Origin of the sequence: Chitinophaga ginsengisegetis, from assembly GCF_900168065.1 — a bacterium.
GTDB lineage: Bacteria > Bacteroidota > Bacteroidia > Chitinophagales > Chitinophagaceae > Chitinophaga > Chitinophaga ginsengisegetis.
On record NZ_FUZZ01000006.1, the window covers coordinates 136,613 to 157,568 of the forward strand.

The following is a 20,956-nucleotide window of genomic DNA, read 5'->3' on the forward strand; positions in this document are numbered from 1 at the left end:
AAAGCTGAAGGAGGTAACATTCCGGCAACGCCATAAAAAAAGGTATCTAGCGGAGATCTGGCACCCGGCGGCGGATCAGCGCCCTGTCATTTGCGCTCAATTGGTCTAACGGTATCGGCGTGTCCTGTGGCCGTGTTCCTTTCTGGTTTATCTCACCCAGAAGACTCCATTTACGGGTAAGGGTATCCGGCTCTTTTGCAGGAACATCATAACGGGTAAAGTCGACCACTTTTTCCGGTGCGGATTCCTGCCAGTTGCGTAACAGCGCCAGCCGGAAATCCTTGTTCATGAACCAGCGTATCTCTTTGTCTGCATCTGATCCACCAATGCCGGACCCTCTTTCTGTAAACCGGTAATTGAAATTATTGGATGTAAAATGTTTTCTCCAGATCAGCCCGAATTCACCCTGCGTGATTACCCGTGTAGCGGGCCAGCGGGTTTTGATGGCGCTCAGCCAGTCCCTCAAGCCTGAAACATCGATAGGCAGGCTTAGTTCCCAGCAATTGGTTACCCATGCAAAGCCATTCAGCTGGTAGCCGGTATCGAAGTGTATAGCAGTACTGTGCATCATTTCTTTGAGACCAGTGCTTGCTCCGAATGCCCCGATAGTCTCTATCGGCCCTACACCCATTCTGCTGTTAAAATGCTCTGCAAAGCCAGCTCTTCTCGCTGCCATGAAATCCACCGTCCAGCCGTCCAGGTTCACACAGTCGATGAAGTCAGATTTGCCCTGAGCCGGTTTGCAGAAATGTTCTTTGGAGGGATAGTAAGGATAACATACGGAGCCATCTCCGTCCTGATTGTCGATAGAGAATTGACTCCAGATATTGCCCTGGCACACATGAATGTTTTCCGTTTCTGCCAGGTACTGCATATTTTTTGCAGCCAGGAACCCGGCCACTATGCTTTTGGGGCGATAGCCGTTGCCCACTATTCCCGATGCAAGGGCTATACCATCATGCAGGTCTTTGTTCACCTGCTCTATTGAATTATAGGCGTTGGCAAAATATGCTCCGGGTATAAAAGTAACGTCATCGCCATAGCGATGGTGGCATTCCCTGACTTGTTCCCTTATCTTCACGTAATTGTCGGTCATGTCGTTCAATGCCAGCCAGCTGAACGCCCATGTCATTTTTGCGCCGGGGAAGCCTGCTTCCACTGCTTCACGGAAAGCCTTTAAACGTTCGGGAGTGTGCATTTCCCGTTCGTCCATCCCAACATTTTTGTCTCTTGCAACTTCTATCTGGTTAACACGGATAACACAGTTGAAGGTCAGGAAGCGATTGCCCATCAGGTTACCGGCTCCGGGTGCAAGTATAGAAGATAGTACGCGGCCGGGTGTTCCTGCCAGTGTACCTGCGGCAAATACGGAAGATATTCGTAGAAAATTTTTTCTGGATAGATGCATAGCTGTAAAACAGCCAATTTAAATTCTTTTTTTCGTTTAACTTTCCTGTACTGTCCTGATCTCTGCAAGCGTCGTGGCAATCGTCACAAAACAGGATCGAAAGTCATTGTTACTTATCTGAAATTTAGCAAAAAGCCCTTGAAATCACCGGTTTTAATTGAGACAGATTTCAAATCAATAAAGTCTGGGTCCGTTTTACTCATAAAGTTGATACGGCTGATCAGTTACTGCTGTGAGAAAGTTAAAGAAAGTTGAAAAGTCTTCTTTTGAGTTATAAAGCCCACCCCACTCATTCAATATCCAATTTAACATTTTTCCATCCTGAGTGGTGATCGAAAACTCCAGGTAAGGAAAATCAGCATCAGTTTTTTTGTAATAGTCGCACTGTGTTCCCCCCAATAGTCCTATTTCTCTTACAGGAACCCGAATGGAGCGTATTTCTGAAAATAAAGCAGAACCGAAATAGAAGCTGGTAAAGCCTTCTTTACTTAGCGAAACAACTTCTGTCGACTGCCTTTCAGAGACCACTTTAAGGAACCTGTAAATCGCCACTAACATTAAAGGTAAAGGAGATCAACAATAGCCAGGCCGGGAAAAGTGGGTGCGAGTGTGCCAGAAAAATGGTGACTGTTAATGCTACTTTGGATATATACATCTACAATTTCGGAAATTCCTGGAGTAACGAAAGAGAAATTAGTTGATAAAATCTTTAATTTAGCAATATACGGAGAACTGTCAATTGTTCTTATTGCAAAGATCATCACAAAAAGAACACATGAATGAACAAAGACTTTGAAACATTTAAGAACAATAAAAAGTGGTTTTTCGAGGCATCCGATAAAGTTGAATTCTTATATACTGAAAATGAACTTCAATTATCGGAAACTTTTAACAGTACCTTTCCTTTATTAACTGAGCTATTGCATCAGGCAAGAATTTTAAAGTTGAAAATAAACGACCAACCATACAAACTTTTTTCGTGGACAAATAAAGATGATTCAAGTTGTGGTTGGTTAAATAAAGTTGAAGAAAATGCCAGCACAACATTTAAGTTAATCGAAGAACATGAGCTTTTACTAAGTGAAATAGGGGGAATTCATGAGTCTTACAACCAGCCTGAACCGAGCCTTTCTAACAACCAAAACTTCATGTTTACCCAATCTGGATGTTTCACCGGAATTGGAGGTTGTGAGGAAACTTATGAAGAAATTTGTAACGGGGAAAACAAACAACCAATAGATTTTAAGGATTTGATTTGTTTTGTTGAGGAGGCGAACGGAAATATGACCTTATATAACCCGAAAAACAAGGAAGTATTGCTTTTTGCCGGTGACCATTGTTTTGACAATGTTGAAGCTTTAGAAAACCAACCGGAATATACATTTTATAAAATAAACAACATTACAAATTTTGTGGACTATGTAGAAACTTTGGCTGCAGAATGGAAGAATGAAATTAAATGAAAAAACGAGAACTTAAAAAACATTTGGAGTATCCCAAAATATTTGCCCTACACTCAAGCAATGTTAGCTGATGATGTTTTACGAAATGCAGAGAAAAATTTGGAGTGTAAATTACCAACAGCTTACATCGAGCTTTTAAAAATTCAAATTTTAAATCACCTGCGCTTTGAATTTTCTATTATTTTTTGAAAATCTATCTTGGTTGGAATGGATTATTTTCAGTTTGATATCCAATACATTTTTGTATTTGTTTTCTATTGGATTTTATCTTTTTGTTGATAAAACCTGTTCGAAAAATAAGATTCAAATGATTGATCATCCTTTTCTAAAATCTGATTTGTATGTAAGTTTTTTAACTTTATCTCTCAATATTGTTGTGATGTTGATTGGTGTTTATTTATGGAAATCGGAATGGATTACATTAAATGAATCTAAAACTATCTTGACAGTTCTTATTGAAATTGTAACCATTATCTTGGTGATGGACCTGATGATGTATATTTTTCATTACATGGTGCATCATCCGTTTATTTATAAAATTTTACACCGGAAACATCACGAACATACGAGTACTAATTTCTTGAGCCTTTTTGTGCTACATCCGTTTGAAACCTTAGGTTTTGGATTGATGATGATCTCTGTTTTTATGTTGCATGATTTTTCTATTTTTTCCATTACGATTTATCTGTTCATCAATTTGATTTGGGGAACTATCGGTCACCTAAACCGAGAATTCTTTCCAAAATGGACGGAAAAATTATTTTTAGGGACTACAAAATTTCATAACCAACACCATTTAAACGAACAAAGAAACTTTGGTTTTTATACCTCTATTTGGGACCGAATGTTTGGAACTTATAAAGCTTAATTAACGTGAGTTCGGGATAAGAGAGAGAAATTTGATTAATATTTTTATATATTTAACTATATAGGTTGAGAAACCGGAAAGCCTGTCTTTCCGACAGCGGGATCATTACCATTCTGAGCTGCCCCGCTATCACCAGTTTGCCGGTACTGCGCAAACCGTGTTTGTACAACCAGTATCTTCCTTCCCTTCCATAAAGCGGGTGGCTGTTGCCACGCCGGTGCCCATGTTGAGTGAGGTGTTGTTACAGCTGGAAAAACAGCAGGTGACGGTAGAACATGTATTTGATTCTAAGTAAGATGTCGGCAGCAGGTGGTTGTGTACAAGGTAACCCCAGCAACCATCTGCTTATCTTAATGTGCATGCCCCGTAATCTCCTGGAATGACCTTTCAAAATCCTGTCCATAGCTTTCCTTGTATTCCTTTGTAAACCGCTGATACACTTCTTTTGCCATGCCATGTCTTCCCAGCAGGATCAATGCTTTGCTCTTGTATACCAATGCCTCTTCATTCAGGGTGTCAAAAAAGAACAGACAGTTGCTGAGCCGTACCATCAATTCCGCATCGTGGCTCATATCGGTTGCGGTCATAAAAGAGAGGATGGCATCTGTAATATAGTTGGATATATCGGCTTTAATATGATCCAGCCATTCGTATTGACTGGTTTTCAGGAAAGCGCCCCTGCCGGCGATATGCAGTAGTTCCAGCATCCGGGTACGGTCTGCCGGCACACGGGCGGCTACCAGCCTGATATATTGCTGATAGTCTACGTAGATAGATTCGTTTAGTATGTCCAGCCGCCATTTACCCGCTTCTTTTATCAACTGGTAATTGCCTACTTTTTCCAGCAGGTTTTTCAGTTTTAAGATATTGACGGAGTAGTTATTCTTGGCATCTTTCTGCAATTTATCCGGCCATAGGGTCGTATACATTTTTTCGGGAGAAATGCCTTTGCCATCTTTCAATGAATAGATCAATAGCAGCAGGAATAACTCCTTCAGCAGCGGCGTGAAATGTTGTGTGATATCCTGGCCCTGTGCGTCAAATACTTCAAACGGACCAAAGAGAAACACCGCAGCAATTTCGCGGCTCTCTGTCACAGGGGGAATGGTGGTGGGTGGCGTGGGTATTCCGTTGTCAGCAAACGGATGGGTGATAGCCGGCGGTGGCACTGCCACCCGCGCTGTATTTTTGATGGGAGATTTTCCTCTGCGGTAGTAGTACCAGCCACCCAATCCTGCCACCGCTGCCATCGCCAGCAGGTACCACCAGTATTCTTTTTTTTCCATAGAGGTGGTCATCCGGGAGTCTGCCGGATCTGGGGGGAAAAATATCGTATGTACTTTAACGTTGGTAATATTTTCTTTGGAATTGTATAGGGTGACCGCCACCAGTTTTTTACTAAGTGGACAATAATACAGATCTGCAAAAGAGGCGATATCGTAAAATGAATAGGGAATGGCATCTCCCATCAACTTATATTCGGAAGAAGAGAAGTTACCTTTGATCAGTTGCAGGGTGGTGTTGAATTTATCAGTCGGATAAATGAGTGCATAGAAATCGCTGCTACCCGGTATGGTGACCATGCTGTTGGCAAAACAGAATTGTTTGGCCGGTTTCGGGTATTCCAGCACTGTGTGAAAACGGCGGTCTTTAACGCTGTACGCCATCAGGTCGTAGCTGTACTGCGGGTTAATGCCCTGGTCGCCCGATTTGCTGCCATAACCTCCAATAATATAAATGGTATCCCTGGTAGCATTCATACCCAGTGCGTTCAGATAGCGTGGCATGGGCCTATCCCCACTATAAGGGACTATTTCCCAGGTTTTGGTAGGGAAGTGATAGCGTTGCAAGAGGTTCTTATATTGTAGTTGCCCATAGCCACCCAGTATATACAGGGAAGAGTCGGACGGAGAATAGCATTTATTCACCTGCCAGAATACGGTAAGTGAATCCGTGGTAAAGTTAACGTCCCATTCTTTTGAAGCAGGATCGAAGGTACTGACCCGTTTTTCATCTACATAAAAATTATACAGTTTATTATTAACCGGATCAAAAACAGACTGATTACCGGAAGGCAACCGTTGCCGGCTGCGGGAGAGTTTTTCCCCTTTGAGCCACATGTTGCTGAAAGATAATTCGTAAATGGAATCCACTGATACCACATACAGTACTTCGCGCTTGCTGTCGAATGCTATACTGGCAGCCCCTTTGGTGTCGAAGTCGACGGCTTTTTCCCATCTCCGGTGTTTGGGCTGGATCCATAAAGGGTTCCTGACCTGGGCCACTTTCTTTCCTATTTCATCAATGGCTTCGTTTCCCTTGCTTTCGGATAAAGGAAAATAATGTTTCAGTTGTCCGTTTTCCCGGATCCGGATATCCTTGATATTCATAGGAGGAACATCCAGTGTCTGGAATCCTTCGAAGTCGTTGGCGCCAAAATAGATATTGCAACAGGTGCCACTTGTAAAGTTGCCCCTCCCCTTGCTGATCAAACGGTCATTCATATAAAATGACGCTTCCCGCAGCTGCGTATCGAATGTAATACGTACCTGGCTCCAGTTGCCAAAAAGCCTGGCCGAATCAATATCATATCCTCCGATATAATTCTCCCCGATAACAAAATTGAGCCGGGCCAGCCGCTGGTTATATACCAGGTCAATACTCTGGTGGGTACTGGTGATCAACCGCATAATATACCCGAAATAGGTTTCGTGATGCGGAAGAAAGGTAAGATCAAAAGATATTTCCGTGTTGGGCTGTAAACAAATAGGTGTGTTGGGGGTGAGATGGAGGGAAGTTCGTTTTTCCTGTACCACCTCATGGCTCAGGAACTGCAATCCATGTGATTGGCAATACCCCTCGTGGCCAGCAAGAAAAAAGCATACGCACAAGATATATCTAATCATTCGATCCATTCTAATAAGGAGTATAAAATAATTTCCCGGCTAATACGCTGGCGTAATTAATATCGGAATTTCTATCAACGTGAACAGTAACAATAGATAATTAACACATGAACTGTGTCTGCCCTGTTTTATGCCAGTAGGTTTTTAAAATTTGGTTGATCAGGGTAATCATCTATTTACTTCTCTTGTAGAGTACTTTTTAGCGCTACATGCTACATCTGATTATCCCCGGAGCAATATTATAAAATTATTCCAAAGAATAATTAATTATTCCACTTTTTTAAATATTGCTCATAACGGACATTTTACATGCATGTTTAATTGAATTTAATATATTGATAATCAGTTGTTTGTATTGATTTTTAAAAATTAATTTCCCAATTAGTCGATTCATTAGCCGGTTTATTAGAAGCTCGTTAATTTATTGCGGCAGCATATTTTAGTAAAAGATTCCACGATCATGAAGCAACTTTTATTCCTTCGGACAGGCATATCCCGGATGTCATGCATCCATCAGACAACCTCCTTATTAAAACGTTTTGCTGATATGCACCCCTGATGGCTGCGTAAAATATGTGTTGATATTACCCTTTATACTTAGTCACCAAAATCGAGCATGAATATGATGTACTGTGCCCATTTTTTTCCACCGTAATACCGGGTGATGATCACCCAGGTAAAGAACCATGGGTTGACTGTTGTGCAAAAACAAATTTCTCCAATGCAATCGTAACGTTATGAAAAAAATCTATTACCTATTCCTTTTAATATGTATCTGTCCACTGGGTGTACTTGCCCAGCAAAGGACTATTACCGGTAAAGTCACCGATACCAACGGCGGCGCTCCCATACCGGGAGTGAGCGTAACGGTGATTGATAATGCACCTGTCCGTTCCGGCGTTACTACCAACGCCGATGGCGTATACCGTATCACAGTAGATGCCCGCGCCACTGAACTCGCCTTCTCTTTCATGGGGATGAAAGGCGCCATCGAGAAAATTAATGGCCGTACCACCATCAACGTTAGTCTGACTGCCGGAGAAGACCAGCTCGGGGAAGTTGTGGTAGTAGGGTATGGTACCAAACGAAAAGAAACTCTCACCGGCGCTGTATCCAACATCACCGCCCGTGAAATACAAACCTCCACCAACGTGAGCCTCGCCCAGAAAATACAGGGTAAGGTGGCCGGCCTCATGGTACGGCAGTTGGGCGGTGAACCGGGCAACTTCGATAATATGATTAATATACGCGGCTTCGGAACACCCCTGTACGTGATAGATGGTATTGTGAGAGATGGGTCTGCCGAATTCCAGCGACTCAATCCCGACGACGTAGAAAGCATTTCCTTCCTGAAGGATGCTTCTGCCGCCATCTACGGATTTAATGCAGGTAATGGGGTGGTGATCGTCACCACAAAGAAAGGCGCGAAAGGAAAAACGGCTTTCAACTATTCAGGTACCGTTGGTATGATGAAACCAACAGATGTTCCCCGCATGGCCAACGCATCCGAATGGATGCAGATGCGCAACGATGCGGCCGTACTCGGCACCGGCGCCCCTTTCCTCTCTCAAGAAGAATTGCAGAAATACATCGATGGCGCTCCCGGCTACGGCAGCACCGACTGGTACGACGTAACCATGAAGAAAGCCGCTACCCAGCACCAGCATAATCTGTCGGCCACTGGCGGCACCGACAAAACCCAATACTTCGTGAGCCTCGGTTATTTTGGTGAAGGTGGGTTATTGCGTAGCAACGACCTGAACTATCAACGCTTCAACCTGCGCTCCAATATCACCACGGAGCTTACGAAAAACCTGAAAGCAGAAGTACTCATCGGTGGCCGCTATGACAAGAAAACAGCCCCCGGAGAGAATTTCTTCAACATCTTTAAAGGTACCCGTGTAACCCTGCCTACTGAGCAGCCTTATGCCAACGGCAACCCGGAATACCCTGCTGTGGTAACACCTTCTAATCAGAACCCGCTGCTGCTGTCGCAAAGAAATGCTACCGGCTATAGCGAAGCGGTAAACAGGAGCATACAATCTTCCCTGGCACTGACGTACACCGTTCCTTTTGTAAAGGGACTGTCCATAAAAGGACTGGCAGCCTACGATATGAACAGCTATCAGGGAAAAGATGTGTCCAGGCCTTATAATCTCTATACTTATGTGAATGAGGAATACATCGTGTCACCGCAGCGTGTCGGTACTGGCGCTATCAGCAATGGCTTTGGCAATGGTAACCGCCTGACCCTGCAAACACAGTTGAATTACAACACCAGTATTGCCCGTAAGCATAATATCGGAAGCTCCCTGGTATTTGAACAACAGCAATCCTGGAACCGCAATGGAGACCTGAGAAGATTATATACTTTCTACACCACCGATCAGATCGGCGGCGCCAGCGAAGCCGGTATGACCAATGGCGGTAACGAAGGACAGTCGGCCTACCAATCCCTGCTGGGCCGTTTTAATTACGACTATAATTCCAAATACCTGGTGGAATTTGCCTTCCGTTATATGGGTAACTATGCCTATCCTGCTAACAGCAGATGGGGCTTTTTCCCGGTGATCTCCGGCGGCTGGAGAATATCAGAAGAGCCCTTCCTGAAAAGCAAAATCCCCGCGTTGTCTAACCTGAAACTGCGTGCTTCCCACGGTAAAATGGGAGAAGATATCGGCGGTCCTTTCCAATGGATTCCAGGTTTTTCCACCACCGGCGGCGGACGGTATGAATTTGTAAATGGTAGTCTGACCAACGGCGCAGCGGCTCCCGGTATCACCAACCCCAACCTCACCTGGGCAGTGAATACCACTACAGATCTGGGGATAGACATCGGTCTTTGGAATAACAAACTGGGCCTCGAAGCGGATGTATACCGTAAAACCAGGACCGGATTACCTGCCAGAAGAAATGTTTCTTTACCAAATACCTTCGGCGCCGGCCTACCGGAAGAAAACCTGAACAGCGACCGGGTACAGGGCGTGGAATTTACCATTACGCACAACAACCGTATAGGGGAATTCTCCTATAATATCTCTGCCAACTTCAACTTCTACCGCGCACAAAACCTGTATGTGGAAAGAGGCGAATACCAGAACAGCTATGATAAATGGAGAAATGCCAGAGACTATCGCTACAACGATGTGATCTGGGGATATACCTACCAGGGACAATTCCAGAATACCGACGAAATTGCCAACTGGCCCCTGCAGAATGGTGGTCAGGCCAACATCCGCGAGCTGCCCGGCGATTTTAAATACGCCGATCTCAACAACGATGGGGTAGTGGATGATAAGGATATGACACCGATGTTTACCGGCGCCGTAGGTGACAACGATAACCAGAACCCAAGCGGCAAGAATCCGAAAATTAACTACGGTCTTTCTATTGGCGCTGCCTACAAAGGCTTCGACCTGAACCTGCTGTTTCAGGGTTCAGCGATGTACACCGTACGCTTTAGTGAAGTATATGCAGAAATCCTGGCCTTCCGGGGTAACACGCCCGCCTACTTCTTCGACAGATGGCATAAAGCAGACCCCTACGATCCCAAGAGCGAATGGATCCCTGGCAAATGGCCGGCTTCCCGCTTCAATGGCGACGTAGGTAAGATGTATGCAGAAAGCTCCGTATGGAGAAAAGACGCTTCCTATGTGAGATTAAAAAGCCTGGAACTGGGTTATACTTTTGGTCCGCAGTTGCTGCGTGGCAGCGGTATTCAAAAGATCCGCGTTTTTGCCAACGGCTTTAATCTCTTCACAATCGCAGATCCATTTGTAAAAGCGTTTGATCCGGAAAGACTGGAAGGCCTCTTCAACGCCGGTTTCAACTATCCCCTCACGAAGAATTACAATTTCGGGATCAACGTCAACTTCTAAAAGCTCGCAATATGACTACCAATAAATTTTCCTTTATTATACTGTTGACAGGCATCCTCTTTTCCGGCTGTAACAAAGTCCTGGATCTGAAGCCTACCGACAAAATCCAGGCGGAAGCCCTGTTTGGCGATCCGGAAGGCGTGAAATTATACATGGCAAATCTCTATTACCAACTACCGGTAGAGGATTTTACCTATTTCCGGAACGGGTTTAACTGGAACAGCGGAGATCCCAACAACGGTGGGTTTGCGCCTGCCATGGCAACAGATGAAGCGGTACATTCAGAGTTTGGTGATTTTGTGGGAGATGGCGATTTTAATTGCTGGGAAGGCTCCTATAAACTGATCCGCGACGTAAACCTGTTGATAGACGCCATTCCTACGTTGAAAATCCGGGAGGATGAAAAGGCTGCATTAACGGGCGAAAGCGCCTTTATTAAAGCCTATGCCTATTTTGCACTCGCCAAAAGATACGGGGGCGTATCCCTTATCAAAGCATCCCAGCAATACACCGGCGATGCCGCCAGCCTGAGAGTAGCCAGAAGCACCGAACAGCAAACCTGGGATTATGTATTGGAACTGTGTGATCAGGCTATCAATAACCTGGGAGATGGGGTTAGCAGAAGGGCTTCCAAATGGACAGCCTATGCGCTGAAGTCAAGAGCCGCTTTACACGCTGCATCACTGGCGAAATTCGGCAACCGTGCGCCGATGTCCGGACAAGCGGTAAACGACAAACTGATAGGACTCGATGCATCGCTGGCCAACGGCTACTATGAAGCTTGCAAAACCGCTTCCCTGGCGCTGATGAATGCCGGTAAATTTGAACTGTTTATGCCCAATCCTGCTAACGCGGAAGCTGCGGCAGAAAACTACCGCCTGCTGTTCCAGGACCCCGGTAATAAAGAAGTGATCTTTGCAAAAGGATATACCTTACCCGGCGCATTCCTGGGCCACAACTATGATATCTGGTATCAGCCAGCACAGGTGGCCAATGGCTGGCCCCACCCTGGTAGAATGAATCCGACCCTCGACCTGGTGGATACCTATGAGAGTTATGATAATCCCGGTCATTCTGCGCCGATAGTTACTTCCACCGATGGAAATATAACAGACTATAACGGTTTTAATGCCGGCCGCACTTATATTCAGTTTGATTCTCCCAACGACATCTTCAAAAAGAAAGATGCACGTTTGTGGGGAACCGCGATCTTACCGTCTACGCTCTGGAAAAGTATTCCTATCATCATCCAGGCAGGTTACGTAAAACCCGATGGCAACGCGGTGATCCGAACCAATGAACATATGGTGATCAACGGTACTACCTATTATACCTATGGTGCAGCCAGTACCAGCATGTACTCCGGCTTTGACACCTACGGTGGTAACAACACACGTACCGGTTTCTCTTTCAAGAAATTCATGAATCAAACGGCGCCGATCGTTCCGGGATGGAACCAAAGTACCACCGATTTTATAGATTTCCGGTTAGCGGAAATATTGCTCAACTACGCAGAAGCAGTAGTGGAAAGCGGCACCGGTGATGCCGCCCTCGCTGCCAAAGCATTGAATGATATCCGTAAAAGAGCGGCGCATACCACCGATATTCCATTAACATCAGATAACGTACAACGGGAACGCAGAGTGGAGCTGGCCTTTGAAAACAAGCGTTTCTGGGACCTGATCCGCAGAAGAGAATATCATACTGAATTCAATAACCGCCTGAAGCACTCCCTGCTGCCATTACAGGACCTCCGCGCTTTGCCCGCTACCAAGTACATCTTCGTAAGGGTGAATGTGCCTAATTCAAATACCCAAACGTTCCAGCCTAAGTCTTACTACCGGCCTATTCCGGGCATCGGCTCCAACGGCCTGGTACAAAACCCGCAGTATTAATGTGTGATTCTAAAAAAGATATTATGAAAAAGCTAAGATATATTTTCTTCATCGTTGCACTGGCAGCAGGATTGGCTTCCTGTGAAAAAGATAACTATGACGGACCTACGGCAGGACTCTCCGGCCGCTTCGTGGATGTGAAAACCCAGGAGCTGATTGAGCAGGACATCATACTTGGAACTACTATTGAAATTATAGAACATGGATATGCTTCCCGCACTCCGCAGGCGCTGATCGTTAAAACAGACGGTACTTACGCCAACAGTATGCTGTTTGCCAACACGTACACGGTAACGCCCGTACGTGGTAATTTTCTTCCGGTTGATTCTCAGGTGGTGAACATCAGCGGACAAACCACGCTCGACTTTTCTGTGACACCCTATATCCGCGTAAACGATGTGAGTATTCTGAAAACGGGTACGAAGGTGGTCGCCACGTTTAAGCTGGAACAGAATGTTACCAACAACGTGAAAAAGATCGGGCTGTATGCCCACTCAGACGCGAGAGTGGGAGAGCCGATGCGGCTGGTAGCATCCGAAATACAACTCAACGCTGTGAGTGACCCTTCGCAGGTGTATACCCTGGAGATTGATCTGGCAGCGAATAGTTCTATCCTGAAACCCGGTAACAAATACTACTTCCGTGTAGGCGCCCTCATCGATGCCGGTGAGGCCAAGCCTAACTACCGGCCGGCGGTAAGACTGGATATCTGATTCATCCCCAATAATAAAGCGTGTCCCGCTGCGAGGCGGGACTTCTTTCCATCTCCCTAAAAAATAATGTTATGAAAAAAATGAGTTGGCTTTTTTGCATATGGATGATTTGCGCGGTAACCGCCTGTTCAAAGAACTCCAAAACAAGCAACGATAATACGGCGCCACCGGAGAATCCTCCGGGAAGCGAAGAAGTGGTGTACGACGAAACAGGTTGTTTATACAAGAGCTATAAAAACCTCGTGATGGCAGGCTACCAGGGCTGGTTTGCTGCGCAAGGCGATGCTTCCGAAAGAGGCTGGTATCACTATCAGAACGGTAGTTGTGGTGGATTCTTACCCGGCTGCTCCGCGGTAGATTTCTGGCCGGACATGAGCGAATACGTCAAAAAGTATAAATCTCCTTTTCAGTTTCCCGGTGGTACAGATGCTTATTTGTATAGTCCTTATGATGAAGAAAGCGTAGACCTCCATTTCAAATGGATGAAAGATTACGGCATCGATGGCGTTTTTATGCAACGCTTTGTAGGGGAAATAAAATCGTCGAATGTAAAAGGGAAAAGACATTTCAACAAAGTGCTGGAGAATGCGCTGAAAGCAGCCGAAAAATACCAGCGCGCCATTTGTATCATGTATGACCTCAGCGGCTGTACCAGCGAAGATGTGGCTTACCTTGAAGAAGACTGGAATGAACTACAGACTTTATTCTCCCTGTTTGATAATAAAAAGCATCCTACCTATGTGCGGCATAACGGAAAACCGTTGTTGTCTATATGGGGTGTTGGATTTAATGATAACAGGAAATACACCATTGCCAATGTAGATCAGCTGGTAACAAAGCTAAAAGGTAAAGGCAACAAAGTATCTGTGATGCTGGGTGTGCCTTATTATTGGCGCTCACTGAAAAATGATACCGAAAATTCTGCGCAGCTGCATGCTCTCATTAAACGTTCCGATATCATTATGCCGTGGGCAGTGGGGCGTTATGATAACAACAACTACTCCAATGTAGCGGGTGTGGAACTGGCGGCAGACATCCAATGGTGCAATACTAACAAAGTAGATTATGTGCCCTTGGTGTTCCCTGGTTTCAGTTGGGGAAACTTAAAAAACGATCCAGCCTCTTATAATTCCATTCCGCGTCTCAAGGGCGATTTCCTATGGAAGCAGATCGCCGGTGCCCGTTTGTCGGGGGCATCATCTTTATATGTAGCAATGTTTGATGAGATCGATGAGGGCACGGCCATCTATAAATGCGCCAGGGAAAGTGAATTGCCTTTGCATGCAGACAAACGGTTTGTGGGCATAGAAGATGACCTTTCTTCTGACTATTATTTATGGCTCACCGGGCAGGCTGGCCGCTGGTTCCACGGAGAAGGCGGATACAGCGCCACCAAGCCGGTGAGATAATCTTTATCCTTAAATGGTTGATATTTCGGGAGAAGTAAATAAAGTAAATCTGCAAAAGGCCATAGACCGGCATCTATACACGGAGCCGGTTTATTTGTAGAACCATCAAACGTGCCGTATACCATCTTTAATCAAGAGGGCGTTCAAACATAATCTGGTGTTTAAAGAGGGGCTATATCGAACCGCTTCTATCGAAGGAGTCGTCAGGTATAATTCATTGATTTTAAAATAAAAAGGTCTCATCGATATCGATGAGACCTTTCTTTTCGGAGCGTCACTCCTAAGTTGTACCCCAGATGGGAGTTGAACCCGATTTAGTACCGCTCATAATTAATTTATTTTAAAAGAACAAATCGCCCTAGTAATAAGGGTTTCTATAAAATATTCAATTCATTTGGCAGAAAATTTGGCAGAATTTTCATACAAATCGATCAATTTTTGAAGGGTTGATATCTGTTCCTGTAAAGCCTTGATCTGCTGATCTTTGGATTTTATTTGATCGCGTAGTGTCTCGTTTATTATTCGTAGGCGCTGAAGTTCCAAATGATCACCAGCGGTCAGAATGTTTTTAACAGGAGACTCACTAATGTCTTCATATTCAATTTTGGGACTGCCATTATTATACATTTCTGCTTCTTGTTTCCCAAAAAACAAAGGATTTACACCAAAAATATTCTGCATAGCTTTCACCACATTATCCCTTTTATTCTTTGATATACCTGTTTCAGATTTTTTGACTTTCCAAATTGCCCCCTTCGTTACACCAATTAAAGTTTCAAGCCTGCGCTCGTTTCTAGCCAGTGAAATTCCACGTGTTTGAAGGTCAAAGAGAACTTTTACAAATTGTTGATCAAATAAATCTGGGGTATAACCATCTCCTTTGGGACGTGCCATAATAATTATTTGGATAAAATTTGGATAACTAAAGATTTACTTTTACTTTCGTGTTGTTATCGTAATTATTACGCCTTTTTTTCGCAATAATTACGTAAATGTACTCACTTTATCAATTCGTAACTCACATATTAAAAATGGTGAACGTTAGTAAAAGAAAATGGAAGTTGATTAAAAGCAAACTACCTAAAAACTACAGGGAATTAATTTTGCAAAAGGCCGACGGTATTACTTTGCGTCAAATTAGCCTCGTTAAATCCGGCGAATGCAAAAATCCCGCATATGTAGCCAAAGTTAAAGACGGCATAAACTCAATTTTGAGAGATTTGGGGTATAGTGACGAACGTATAAACCGTATGTGGTAACCTTTTTTTTCTAATTAAATGGATAACATTATCTATTTTATGTTCACCAAAGACCAAATAGAGAGATTGATCGCCGCGCTAGAAACAATTGGTGAGAACATGGGGAAAACCAATTTAATAGCTCCGCAATCGACATCTGCCTCGACTCTAAAAACTAAAAAGGGGCGTCCCCGGAAAGTTGATATACAAAGCCAATTTAAAACGCATTTCCAAAAAAAGTATACCAGATGATAAGTGTATTCAATTCCCTTAACACTGCCATTGACTTTACCCAAAAAGGCAAAGCAAGCAAAATAAAGCTCCTAACTGTTACCAGTTTCCGCGAGGCGGAATACAGAAGATATGTACAGGCGGCACAGTTTGTATATCCTATGTGGGTTTATATACTCAATGAACGTCCCGAAAGATATCTGCGTGTATTTGCGCGGATAACCGTTCATAAGGTTAGCTTGATGATCTACCGCTTACAGGAGATACGAACCACTAACTTTTCCATGCCATTGTTTAGAAAGAGCGAGGTAGACCTTATGCTGGATACGCTCACGGAAATGTATAACAACCTCATTGAATTAGCAGCACCGGATTCAGTTCAACAGGTATATGATGTATTGTTAAATAACCCTTCTGGGCATGGAACAGTATAGCTATTACCAATGGTTAGCGCTTATTACCTGCGCTCTCCCACTTGTAGCCTTTGTTGCAGCAGCCACCGCCATCATAATCATTCCATACATACAATCACTCCTAAAATACTTTCACAATGAGGAAAATTGATAACTACGTAGACAAACCATTTGTAGTAGGGCATGTACAATACTGCCTTAAAAAAGAAATCGACAACGTAAGCGGTGGTGATCGTTACTATGTTGCCGATAAGAAAGACGATATAATCGCAAAGGTAGAGAACATCACCACCGATGGCTTTACATGGTTCACTGTGTTGCTCGGTGTAAGATTCAGCAGCACACTGTTGTTTAAAAATATTTCCAAACAACTTTCACATTAGTAGACCGCGTTCGGCGGGTTACCCGGACAGCAACACCTATGCAGTAATCAACTCTCATCTACCGGGAGGATTTATACACTTCATTTTTTAACAAAGATGAAAAATGACACAGTATAAGCAGGAGTCTCCCGGTAGTTTTTTATCACATCTTAACTTTTATCCAAAATGGACTACATCGAAATCCCCGATTACATCAGCATTGGCGTACTGCTTATTGCAGTATTGGCTGTTTGCCTTGTAGGCTTCCTTTTAAGCATATCAGTACACAAGATTTATCTGTTATTCAAGAAACCTAAACCGGAATCCCGGATAGCAATACAGATTGATCACATCAGCCGTATTTACGAAGCCGCGAAGGATGGTATTTACAAAAAAGATATGAAAGCCGCGCTGGACGGATTGCAGGAACTAAGGAATATCGCCTGTGAACAGACGGTACTTAACGAAAAATATTCATCTATATGAGAATAATTGATTTAGGTACATGCAACTATTATCTGGGATATTGGATTGACTACGATCCAAAGACAAAAGATTATGGCATAACCCCAGGCCATGCCCGCCGTTATGAATCTCTGAATAAGGCGCAGGAAGTCGTCGGAGAAATGAAATTACCAAAGGAAAGAACCGGATCAGGAGGCCGAGGGTGATGATTAATGAAAAAGATATGCACTTAACCGATTACCAGACACCGGTGGAGGTAGCGAGATATATGGTATCTCTCTTGCCTGCAGGGATTAATGGTGAGGTATTGGAACCTACACCAGGAATTGGGAATATAGTTAGGGAGTTGCAAAGGGCTGGATACCAGGTTTGCGCTGCCGATGATTTTTTCCTGCTGGAACATCGGAGTTTTCCCGCCTGCGTTATGAATCCACCTTTTTCATCCAAGTATGCTTTCCTGAATAATGCAAAGGAAGATTACTCGAAGCATGGTATGCGTTTGGGATATGAGATTTTAAAACAGTGTATGATAATGAGTGATATCATAGTAGCGTTAATGCCGTGGTTTACAATTTCTGATTCTGATGTTCGGTTACGCATGTTGAAAAATTATGGATTGGTATCAGTGACAGCTTTACCACGGAAAACTTTTCAATTTGCTCGTATTCAAACGTGTGTTATTTATCTCCAAAAGGATTTTAAAGGAAAGACAGAATTTATAGTTTATGACTTGATAGGTAAGCTGGATATACCTCAACTTTTTTAAACTAAAAGGCGGAACAGGAAAACGTTATTACTGCAGATGTATTCACTAATATTTTAAATCATTTTTAAATGAAGAAGAACATCATCATATATGGAGAGCAAAGCACCGGAAAAACCAGACTGGCAAGAATGCTCGTTGAGAATTGCCACCAATCTGAAATTCTATTCTTTGAGAGGGAATGCAAAGGTGACTTGTGTGAGTCCGTCACAAAATTTACAAAGGCCATTGTTTTTGAGGATACCGACCCCGACTATTTAATAAGGTTGTATGAATTGCCTTTTCTTGGGAACGAGCTGTTGGATAAGTTTCTTTTCATTTTCACATTTCAGGAAAGGCCGGATCTGCCGGAAGAAATACTGGCTCAATGTCAGGTTATAGAAACGATAAATTGTTAGAAGCATGTCAGAGGAATTATCATACTACCAGGCGCGGATGGAACAGCTTGGCGTCACGGAGGAACTGAACACTATTGAATTATGGCAAAATGTCAATAATGAAAATGTGCTGGAGCCGTTCCCTATCTTCCGGGAAACCGAGCGAGGTATAGAAATACTGGTGTACGGTATAGATCGGATGAAGATCCCCTACGCCAAAGAAGGGAGCCGTTGGAAGAAAAACGACTTCTGTATTGTCCGGCTAAAGGAACCAGTAGTAAAAAGCAATGGCGATGTTATGAAGTACCAAATTCCCAAAGGGGTTGGTACTTATCCTTTTTTCCCGCCATCATTGGTAAAGAAGTTTGACGACAAATCACAGATAGATACACTATTCCTTACGGAAGGGTATTTTAAGGCGTTTAAGGGAGCGATGCACGGCCTTGATATAGTTGGCCTATCCAGTATAACACACCTAAAAGAAAAGGATAAAAACGCACTCCACAGCGATATTATCCATCTGATACGAACATGTAACGTGAAGAAGGTTGTTTGGCTTACTGATGGTGATTGCCTTGATATTACAAAAAAGGAATTGGACGATGGAGTAGACCTTTACCGTAGGCCGTCTGGTTTTTTCAAATCCGCGGTGGCTTTTAAATCCCTCATGGAGGATAAGCAACTGCATAATGATGATTTGGAAAAGTTTTTTGTGCATATAGATTCAGAGAATGTGCCTGGCCATCCAAAAGGGCTGGATGATTTGTTGATAGAGCATGTTGATAAAGCTCCGGAGATCGTCAAAGAGTTGCTAAATATTACGCGGGAAGGCGGGTCGTACTTCTGGAAATGTAATATTACGTTTGGTTTATCACGGTTGCAAAAGCATTTTATGCTTACCAACGTCAACGAGTTCTATGAATACCACGCCCAACGAAGGAAAGAGATGCAGAACATTTCCTTTGTTTTCAATGGAACGAAGTACCGCTATGATGATAGTAAGGGTGAATGTAAAATTGAGGTTCCGAGGGAAAGTAAGAATTACTTCCGTGTTGGGGATCACTACTTTGAGTTCGTAAAAATCCCAAACAAGTATGAGCAGCTGGAACAGACTTTCCACCGCCGTTTAAAAACTACAATCATCGATGACCACGGAAAAAATTTTATTAACCATATCCCGAAATATAAAGCGTTCTGCAACGTTCCCGACCACGTGAACTATCAGCAGGTTATCTACGGGAATTTTAACACCTACTCGCCATTTGAGCATGAACCGGAGCCGGTTGAATGTGCAGAGGAGGACTTCCCAACGATATTCAAGTTCCTGAAGCACATTTTTGGTGTTCGCCCCGTTACCATTAAAACAGCGGATGGCCAGAAGGTGGAAATGCCGTATTTACAGCTGGCTTATGATTACATCCAGCTGCTCTATCAACGGCCAACGCATATACTGCCTATCATGTGTCTGGTGAGTAAGGAGAATGAAACCGGTAAATCTACCTTTGCCAAATTTCTGAAGCAAATTTTTACGGCCAACGTGGCCATCGTAGGTAATCAGGATTTGGCTGCCGACTTTAACTCGCATTGGGCCAGCAAATTATTGGTTATCTGTGATGAAACGAAAATAGATAAACAAAGCGTGGTGGAGAAGGTTAAAAGCTTGTCTACAGCGGATAAGATCATGATGAACGCCAAGGGGCGGGATCAGGTTGAAATGGATTGTTTCTTGAAGTTTATTTTCATCACCAACAATGAGGATAATTTCATTTACGCCAGTGATGAGGATCTGCGGTACTGGATTATTAAGGTTCCAAAGCTGCTGGAGAAAGTACCAGGTATGGAAGATGCTTTTAAGGATGAGATTCCCGCATTTATCAGCTTTTTAAACCGCCGTCAACTGGTTACCACCAGAGAGAGCCGTATGTGGTTTAATCCGGAGATACTGAAAACCGAGGCATTGAAAAAGGTTGTTAGCTATAGTCGCCCTACAATTGAGAAAGAAATACACTTGAAACTGCATGACCTGTTCATCGAATTTGGAGTGCAGGAAATCCGTATGAGCCGTAAGAACATCCAAGAGGAATTTTTCAATGGTCGTTATGAGGCTACCTACCTGGAACGAGTGTTAAAGGATAATATAAAGCCTGAACAGGTTACAGTAGTACAGCGTTACCGGTTCCCGAGATGGGAAACGCGGCAAACATCAGCAGGAACAAAAGAACGGGTTAAGATAGAGGTGGCTGATGTTGGACGGCCTTATATTTTCAAGCGGGAGGATTACCTGCAGGAAGAAGAACTTGGCTCCGGTGATCCAAAGGTCGCCTACGAAAGCCAGTTTTTTGAGAACGAGCCAGCGCCTTCAGTTGCAGAGGTTACGACAGAACTTCCATCAGATTTACCATTTTAATCACAAAATTATCTCTTTTATGAACTGTTACAAACTGTTACAACGCGCTACTATAGCCAATGTAGTATGTTTTTGGGCCTATTTGAGCGGCTGTTTGACCGGATTTATGCCGCATAAAGCCAGAAAGGCAAGGGGAAAATCTCGCATCATAGGGGTGGGA

The 20,956-nt window shown here is 43.7% G+C and carries 18 protein-coding genes; 14 read left to right on the top strand and 4 right to left on the bottom strand.

Annotated features, from left to right (window positions below):
• Positions 1-46: 46 nt before the first annotated feature.
• Positions 47-1,408, bottom strand: coding sequence for a DUF3863 domain-containing protein (locus B5Z18_RS29765; protein WP_079473223.1), 1,362 nt, complete (start codon positions 1,406-1,408; stop codon positions 47-49).
• Positions 1,409-1,603: 195 nt separating this feature from the next.
• Entirely contained in the window at positions 1,604-1,966 is a 363-nt protein-coding gene (locus B5Z18_RS29770) for a hypothetical protein (RefSeq protein WP_079473224.1), read from the bottom strand.
• A gap of 221 nt (positions 1,967-2,187) precedes the next feature.
• On the opposite strand from B5Z18_RS29770, the gene B5Z18_RS29775 reads away from it, so the two are divergent.
• From B5Z18_RS29775 to B5Z18_RS32645, 3 genes are all read left to right on the top strand, one after another.
• Entirely contained in the window at positions 2,188-2,871 is a 684-nt protein-coding gene (locus B5Z18_RS29775) for a hypothetical protein (RefSeq protein ID WP_079473225.1), read from the top strand.
• 307 nt (positions 2,872-3,178) lie between these two features.
• Positions 3,179-3,739 (top strand): sterol desaturase family protein, encoded by a 561-nt coding sequence (locus B5Z18_RS29780; protein WP_200817391.1) that lies wholly within the window; start codon positions 3,179-3,181, stop codon positions 3,737-3,739.
• A 157-nt stretch (positions 3,740-3,896) separates the two neighbouring features.
• Positions 3,897-4,034, top strand: a complete 138-nt coding sequence (locus B5Z18_RS32645) for a hypothetical protein (protein ID WP_159454482.1) — start codon at positions 3,897-3,899, stop codon at positions 4,032-4,034.
• A gap of 55 nt (positions 4,035-4,089) precedes the next feature.
• On the opposite strand, the gene B5Z18_RS29785 is transcribed toward B5Z18_RS32645, so the two are convergent.
• Positions 4,090-6,645 (bottom strand): Kelch repeat-containing protein, encoded by a 2,556-nt coding sequence (locus B5Z18_RS29785; protein ID WP_159454483.1) that lies wholly within the window; start codon positions 6,643-6,645, stop codon positions 4,090-4,092.
• 737 nt (positions 6,646-7,382) lie between these two features.
• Between B5Z18_RS29785 and B5Z18_RS29790 the strand changes: the two genes are divergently transcribed.
• The 4 genes from B5Z18_RS29790 (at position 7,383) to B5Z18_RS29805 (ending at position 14,540) form a co-directional block, all read left to right on the top strand.
• The gene (locus B5Z18_RS29790) at positions 7,383-10,523 is read left to right on the top strand and encodes a SusC/RagA family TonB-linked outer membrane protein (protein WP_079473228.1); all 3,141 of its coding nucleotides are present in this window, start codon (positions 7,383-7,385) and stop codon (positions 10,521-10,523) included.
• A gap of 11 nt (positions 10,524-10,534) precedes the next feature.
• Entirely contained in the window at positions 10,535-12,418 is a 1,884-nt protein-coding gene (locus tag B5Z18_RS29795) for a RagB/SusD family nutrient uptake outer membrane protein (RefSeq protein WP_079473229.1), read from the top strand.
• 23 nt (positions 12,419-12,441) lie between these two features.
• Positions 12,442-13,131 (top strand): DUF3823 domain-containing protein, encoded by a 690-nt coding sequence (locus B5Z18_RS29800; RefSeq protein ID WP_079473505.1) that lies wholly within the window; start codon positions 12,442-12,444, stop codon positions 13,129-13,131.
• A 71-nt stretch (positions 13,132-13,202) separates the two neighbouring features.
• The gene (locus tag B5Z18_RS29805; RefSeq protein WP_079473230.1) at positions 13,203-14,540 is read left to right on the top strand and encodes a glycoside hydrolase family 99 protein; all 1,338 of its coding nucleotides are present in this window, start codon (positions 13,203-13,205) and stop codon (positions 14,538-14,540) included.
• A gap of 390 nt (positions 14,541-14,930) precedes the next feature.
• Here the strand turns inward: B5Z18_RS29805 and B5Z18_RS29810 are convergent, their stop codons facing one another.
• Positions 14,931-15,434 carry a hypothetical protein gene (locus B5Z18_RS29810; RefSeq protein ID WP_079473231.1) on the bottom strand — a complete coding sequence of 168 codons (504 nt, stop codon included), beginning with the start codon at positions 15,432-15,434 and terminating at the stop codon, positions 14,931-14,933.
• A gap of 592 nt (positions 15,435-16,026) precedes the next feature.
• Between B5Z18_RS29810 and B5Z18_RS29825 the strand changes: the two genes are divergently transcribed.
• The 7 genes from B5Z18_RS29825 to B5Z18_RS29855 all read left to right on the top strand — a co-directional run bounded on the left by B5Z18_RS29825 (position 16,027) and on the right by B5Z18_RS29855 (position 20,796).
• Complete coding sequence (locus B5Z18_RS29825) at positions 16,027-16,443, top strand: hypothetical protein (protein WP_079473234.1); 417 nt, start codon at positions 16,027-16,029, stop codon at positions 16,441-16,443.
• Positions 16,444-16,559: 116 nt separating this feature from the next.
• Positions 16,560-16,805, top strand: coding sequence for a hypothetical protein (locus B5Z18_RS29830; RefSeq protein ID WP_079473235.1), 246 nt, complete (start codon positions 16,560-16,562; stop codon positions 16,803-16,805).
• A gap of 165 nt (positions 16,806-16,970) precedes the next feature.
• Entirely contained in the window at positions 16,971-17,270 is a 300-nt protein-coding gene (locus tag B5Z18_RS29835; RefSeq protein ID WP_079473236.1) for a hypothetical protein, read from the top strand.
• On the top strand, positions 17,267-17,455 hold the full coding sequence (locus tag B5Z18_RS32880; RefSeq protein WP_079473237.1) for a hypothetical protein: 189 nt from the start codon (positions 17,267-17,269) through the stop codon (positions 17,453-17,455). Before B5Z18_RS29835 ends, B5Z18_RS32880 begins: the two co-directional genes overlap by 4 nt.
• A gap of 17 nt (positions 17,456-17,472) precedes the next feature.
• Positions 17,473-18,015, top strand: coding sequence for a DNA methyltransferase family protein (locus tag B5Z18_RS29845; protein WP_143313746.1), 543 nt, complete (start codon positions 17,473-17,475; stop codon positions 18,013-18,015).
• A 68-nt stretch (positions 18,016-18,083) separates the two neighbouring features.
• A complete protein-coding gene (locus tag B5Z18_RS29850; RefSeq protein WP_079473239.1) occupies positions 18,084-18,410 on the top strand; it encodes a P-loop NTPase family protein in 327 nt (108 codons plus the stop codon).
• 4 nt (positions 18,411-18,414) lie between these two features.
• A complete protein-coding gene (locus B5Z18_RS29855) occupies positions 18,415-20,796 on the top strand; it encodes a primase-helicase family protein (protein ID WP_079473240.1) in 2,382 nt (793 codons plus the stop codon).
• Positions 20,797-20,956 lie beyond the last annotated feature (160 nt).